This window comes from Blautia acetigignens, from assembly GCF_025566865.1.
GTDB classification, from domain to species: Bacteria; Bacillota; Clostridia; order Lachnospirales; family Lachnospiraceae; genus Blautia_A; species Blautia_A acetigignens.
This window is the reverse complement of the sequence record NZ_JAOQJM010000045.1, coordinates 1-872: the sequence shown is the minus strand read 5'-3', so window position 1 is coordinate 872 and position 872 is coordinate 1. Positions and strand designations below refer to the sequence as shown.

The following is an 872-nucleotide window of genomic DNA, read 5'->3' as shown; positions in this document are numbered from 1 at the left end:
TGTCTTGCCATATACTCCTTCCTCCCGTGACGGGCATACTCTTTTTGCAACCGAGAAATCGGTTGCCGCTGTTTCGGCGGCGTAAGCAGACGGACAGCGAAGAAAACAGCGGGCTGTTTTCTTCTGTATCATAGCGGCGGTGCATTGCCCGAAGCGATGGTACAGTGCCCCCTGCAAGGGCGAAATACCCAGAGTACAAATCGAAGATTTGTGCGAGGGGTGTATTTCGCTCTCAAACGCCGAGGGCTTGGAGAATGGTTATTCTACTTTGCGGACATCGTTTTCATTCAGCAGGTTTCTTCCCTGATTGACGCTCATAAATCGCTCTAAAGTATCCCTGCGGATAATCGCTTTTCTTCCGACCTTGAGGACGGGAAGTTTGCCCCAGTCTACCAACTTACGCATTGTATTTCTTCCGATACCCGTACATTCTGCTGCTTCTTCTATGGTTAAACCCATTTTGATGTTGCCCATTTTATCAACCTCCTTTCAAAACACGCATTTTGCAACTATGTATCTGTAATTATACTTATTTTGATACCTCTTGTCAACTCGTTTTGCAACTTATTAAGAAATATTTTTGTCTATTATTAAATTTATGGTTGCAAAATAGGTTTTACTGTGCTATACTATCAGCAATAGGAGGTGAAAGCTTTGAAAAAAGAAATTACATTCACCGCAAAACAGGTCGGTGAACGAGTGAAAGAACGCCGAACAGAATTAAACTTAACAATGCCCGAACTTGGTAAGCGTGTCGGGGTAAACAAATCTACCATTCAAAGATATGAAGCGGACGGAGTAGACCCGAAGCGTACAATGATTATCAACGGGCTGGCAGAAGCACTCCTGACCACTCCCGAATGGCTGACAGG

The 872-nt window shown here is 44.5% G+C and carries 2 protein-coding genes; one reads left to right on the top strand and one right to left on the bottom strand.

The features are described 5' to 3' along the window. Positions 1-258: 258 nt before the first annotated feature. Complete coding sequence (locus OCV70_RS18815) at positions 259-474, bottom strand: helix-turn-helix domain-containing protein (RefSeq protein WP_022358410.1); 216 nt, start codon at positions 472-474, stop codon at positions 259-261. Between the two features lie 180 nt (positions 475-654). Here OCV70_RS18815 and OCV70_RS18810 point away from each other — a divergent pair. After that, a partial coding sequence (locus tag OCV70_RS18810) for a helix-turn-helix domain-containing protein (RefSeq protein WP_262579993.1) occupies positions 655-872 on the top strand: 218 nt, incomplete at its 3' end.